Raw genomic sequence first — 4,152 nt, forward strand, 5'->3', positions numbered from 1 at the left:
TTTGGCTGGATATTACGGTGAGTGATCTGCCTAACAATCCAATCAACCTGACACAAACTCGCGGCCATTGCTCGTGCCTCACAAAGTGTGGGCCACGTGTTTGTGCAGTCTATTAGGGGCGTTATACGGATTTCTTTTAAGGGTTAAACGTTGTTTGGAATTGGAAGTAACAGCCTAGCCTTGTCGCTCTTTTTCAAACCGTATTCGTTCTGTTTTTGCCAGTTTCTACTTTAAACGTTAACGGGCCTTTTCACCGTTTCAGTTGTCATTGTTCTGTCAGGCAGCTTAAAAAGTTATCGCTTTTTTCAGCGATTCGATTGTAGTATTTGGTTTAGTAATTTTAATCGTGAGCTTTGTCGTTATGTGTTCTCCGTATAACAAACCAATCAACCTGACCCAAACTCGCGGCCATTGCTCGTGCCTCACAAAGTGTAGGCCACGAATTTGTGCAGTCTATTAGGGGCGTTATACGGATTTCTTTTAAGGGTTAAACGTTGTTTGGAATTGGAAGTAACAGCCTAGCGTTGTCGCTCTTTTTCAAACCGTATTCGTTCTGTTTTTGCCAGTTTCTACTTTAAACGTTAACGGGCCTTTTCACCGTTTCAGTTGTCATTGTTCTGTTAGGTAACTTAAAAAGTTATCGCTTTTTTCAGCGATTCGATTGTAGTATTTGGTTTAGTAATTTTAATCGTGGGCTTTGTCAGTATGTGTTCTCCGTATAACAAACCAATCAACCTGACACAAACTAGCGGCCATTGTTCGTGCCTCACAAAGTGTAGGCCACAAGTTTGTGCAGTCTATTAGGGGCGTTAGGTGGCTCATAATACTATGCATTTACCCTCTGAATTAATAAGGGATCTAATTGATGTTTTTGAGTCTTCAAATACACCCTTTAGATTAATTGAAGAGGACAAATCTAAAGAGGAATGTTTTGATAAGCTCAACCTCTTAGCCCCTTTTAATAGTTGGTCCTACATCGATTGGTCCAAAGTTGTCGGCCAGACAACATGGGAGTTTGATAATTGGGAAGAACAATCAAAGTCAGTAAACGATTGTCTGTCTAAGTTGCCAAAATCAGGTAAGGTGTTTGTTCTGTGGTTCAATGCGTTGAAGCCGGTTCTTGAAATTGAAGTAGCAGTATTTAGGTTGCATGCAATGGACATTTTTTCCGAGTGCTCGGACACATGGGTATATGACTGTGCTGGTAAATTTGTATTGGAATGTCATCATGATGGAAAGCTGTCTTTTTATACACCAGGCGCCACCTAACAATCCAATCAACCTGACACAAACTCGCGGCCATTGCTCGTGCCTCACAACGTGTAGGCCACAAGTATGTGCAGTCTATTAGGGGCGTTATACGTAAAAGACCTGCTTATGATGGGGTCAGAGCCTGAAAACTGTACCTTGATTAAGCGTGATCAGTACCTTGGTCCAGTTGTTCCGGCACATTGAATATGGTATTTCTAAAAGCCGTTTCTCGCCTTTCCTTGAGCAAGCTCAGAGCACCGCGAAACGACTTTTAGAAATAGTAGAATTGAAGGCCGCATGGACAGCGTCTGTCCACAGCATTGGCGGTAAAGTTGTTGAGGGCGTGAGCGCAGGTATTAGACGTATAACAAACTAATGAACCGGACGCTTACTCGCTGGGCATTGTTGTTATGTGGTTACGTTTATTGCTCGTAACCGCCGTTTATTAGGGGCGTTATATTTTATGCGTTTTAATCGACTGCAAGTCATATTCTTAGTAGTGTTTTTGTCAAGTTGTGCTTTATTAGGCAGGCCATCTTTTGAAGACGTTATTGTTGTTGAAAGCGGAGAGATAAAACAATATGTGTTAGTTTTAAAGGGTAAAGTGCCAAATATGGTTCACGATGAATCTCAGATGTTTTGGCCTACTTACCATGAAGTCTTTTACAAAATACATGTTGATCAATTATCAGGTGTAGTGAAAGAAGATGATTTTAAAATATCATATAAAGATAAGCCAAATTACTTAAAATCATACTCTGGCTCTTTAGTATTTAAAGGTAACAAGGTAGTTATAAAAATGCTTAGTTGCCCGCGTCCGGAAAATTGTTTTAATGCAGAATTCAACGGCTCGTATAAATTGGAAAATAAAATATAACAAACCAATCAACCGGACAAATACTCGCTGGCTTTGCTCGTACCTCGCTAATTTTAGCCAGCAAGCATTTGCCGTTTATTAGGGGCGTTATACGGATTTCTTTTAAGGGTTAAACGTTGTTTGGAATTGGAAGTAACAGCCTAGTTTTGTTGCGCTTTTTTAAACTGCATTCATTCTCTTTTTACCAAATTCAACTTTAAACGTTAACGGGCCTTTTCACCGTTTCAGTTGTCATTGTTCTGTCAGGCAGCTTAAAAAGTTATCGCTTTTTTCAGCCATTCGATTGTAGTATTTGGTTTAGTAATTTTAATCGTGGGCTTTGTCAGTATGTGTTCTCCGTATAACAAACCAATCAACCTGACACAAACTCGCGGCCATTGCTCGTGCCTCACAAAGTGTAGGCCACAAGTTTGTGCAGTCTATTAGGGGCGTTATACGGATTTCTTTTAAGGGTTAAACGTTGTCTGGGTTTGCTGGTAACAGCCTGGCTTTATTGCTCATTTTCAAACTGTATTCGCTCCTTTTTTGCCAGTTTCTACTTTAAACGTTAACGGGCCTTTTCATCGTTTCAGTTGTCATAGTTCTGTTAGGTAACTTAAAAAGTTATCGCTTTTTTCAGCGATTCGATTGTAGTATTTGGTTTAGTAATTTTAATCGTGGGCTTTGTCAGTATGTGTTCTCCGTATAACAATCCAATCAACCTGACACAAACTCGCGGCCATTGCTCGTGCCTCACAAAGTATAGGCCACAAGTTTGTGCAGTCTATTAGGGGCGTTATACGGATTTCTTTTAAGGGTTAAACGTTGTTTGGAATTGGAAGTAACAGCCTAGTTTTGTTGCGCTTTTTTAAACTGCATTCATTCTCTTTTTACCAAATTCAACTTTAAACGTTAACGGGCCTTTTCATCGTTTCAGTTGTCATTGTTCTGACAGGCAGCTTAAAAAGTTATCGCTTTTTTCAGCGATTCGATTGTAGTATTTGGTTTAGTAATTTTAATCGTGGGCTTTGTCAGTATGTGTTCTCCGTATAACAATCCAATCAACCTGACACAAACTCGCGGCCATTGCTCGTGCCTCACAAAGTGTAGGCCACGTGTTTGTGCAGTCTATTAGGGGTGTTAGTTGCCAAAGGTGAAAGTTGTTAAATTTTAAAATATTAGCTTTAGCAATTGGCAGTAGTGTAATTTGTTATTTCCTATTTAAAGTTCTATTTGTAAGTTACCAAACAGGTGTTGCATTACTTAGATATGGAAATTCAGTCACTATTGATGAAAGCCCTTATTTATACTGGGCTAGTATGGGGTTGTCATTATTTTTAGCGCTTTTATTTTTATACGCCGCTGTTGGTTTCTTTAAAATACTTTTCAGTAAAGGTTAAATTGGCAACTAACAAAACAATAAACCACATTCGCTGCGCTCACTGGGAAAAAGCCTCGCTGGCACTTCGTGCCAAAGCACTCGGTTTTTCCCGTTATTGTACGCGTTATGTTTCAGGAGAAAAATTGAGAATACTAAATGGACTTTGTTGGTTAACATTGGTTTTGCTACTTCTTTCAGCTATCGAAGTTGTCTATTTATCTCTTATAACGGGTCATCACTTTTCCTGGGTAAAGTGGTTGATTTATATTATGGGTGCAATTTTAACGCTCACTCTATTGCGAGGTAATTCAAGCGCTAAAATCATACCAACGTTAACACTTTTTTGGTGTCTCGGTTTTATTGTCTATTCTGTTTATGAGCAGTATTTATTCTTTTTTAGTAGCAGTCCAAAACACTTGGTTATAGCTGCAACATTTATTGCTATATTAACAACACCATTACTTATCAGGTCAGCTCTAAAGGTTAAGCAGTGAAACATAACAAACCAATCAACCGGACGCCAACTCGCTGGCTGGAGCTCAATGGTATGGACTCCCCACCTTTGTCATTATGAACTAAGGTGAAGGTGTCGAAACCAAAGGAGCCATACCATGATAAATACTAGCACTATTACAATTGATCTTGCCAAAACCGTTTTCCAAGT

The 4,152-nt window shown here is 39.4% G+C and carries 5 protein-coding genes; all 5 read left to right on the forward strand.

The window, feature by feature from the left end; translation table 11 throughout:
* Window positions 1-813: 813 nt before the first annotated feature.
* Window positions 814-1,269 (forward strand): CDI toxin immunity protein, encoded by a 456-nt coding sequence (locus ABD036_RS18775; protein WP_343862689.1) that lies wholly within the window; start codon window positions 814-816, stop codon window positions 1,267-1,269.
* Between the two features lie 148 nt (window positions 1,270-1,417).
* On the forward strand, window positions 1,418-1,627 hold the full coding sequence (locus ABD036_RS18780) for a hypothetical protein (protein ID WP_343862691.1): 210 nt from the start codon (window positions 1,418-1,420) through the stop codon (window positions 1,625-1,627).
* 36 nt (window positions 1,628-1,663) lie between these two features.
* A complete protein-coding gene (locus tag ABD036_RS18785; protein ID WP_343862693.1) occupies window positions 1,664-2,128 on the forward strand; it encodes a hypothetical protein in 465 nt (154 codons plus the stop codon).
* A gap of 1,139 nt (window positions 2,129-3,267) precedes the next feature.
* Window positions 3,268-3,507: a hypothetical protein gene (locus ABD036_RS18790; protein ID WP_343862695.1), complete on the forward strand. Its 240-nt coding sequence runs from the start codon at window positions 3,268-3,270 to the stop codon at window positions 3,505-3,507.
* A 1-nt stretch (window position 3,508) separates the two neighbouring features.
* Complete coding sequence (locus tag ABD036_RS18795) at window positions 3,509-3,982, forward strand: hypothetical protein (RefSeq protein WP_343862697.1); 474 nt, start codon at window positions 3,509-3,511, stop codon at window positions 3,980-3,982.
* Window positions 3,983-4,152: the final 170 nt, after the last annotated feature.

This window comes from Aliiglaciecola litoralis (genome assembly GCF_039523355.1).
GTDB lineage: Bacteria > Pseudomonadota > Gammaproteobacteria > Enterobacterales > Alteromonadaceae > Aliiglaciecola > Aliiglaciecola litoralis.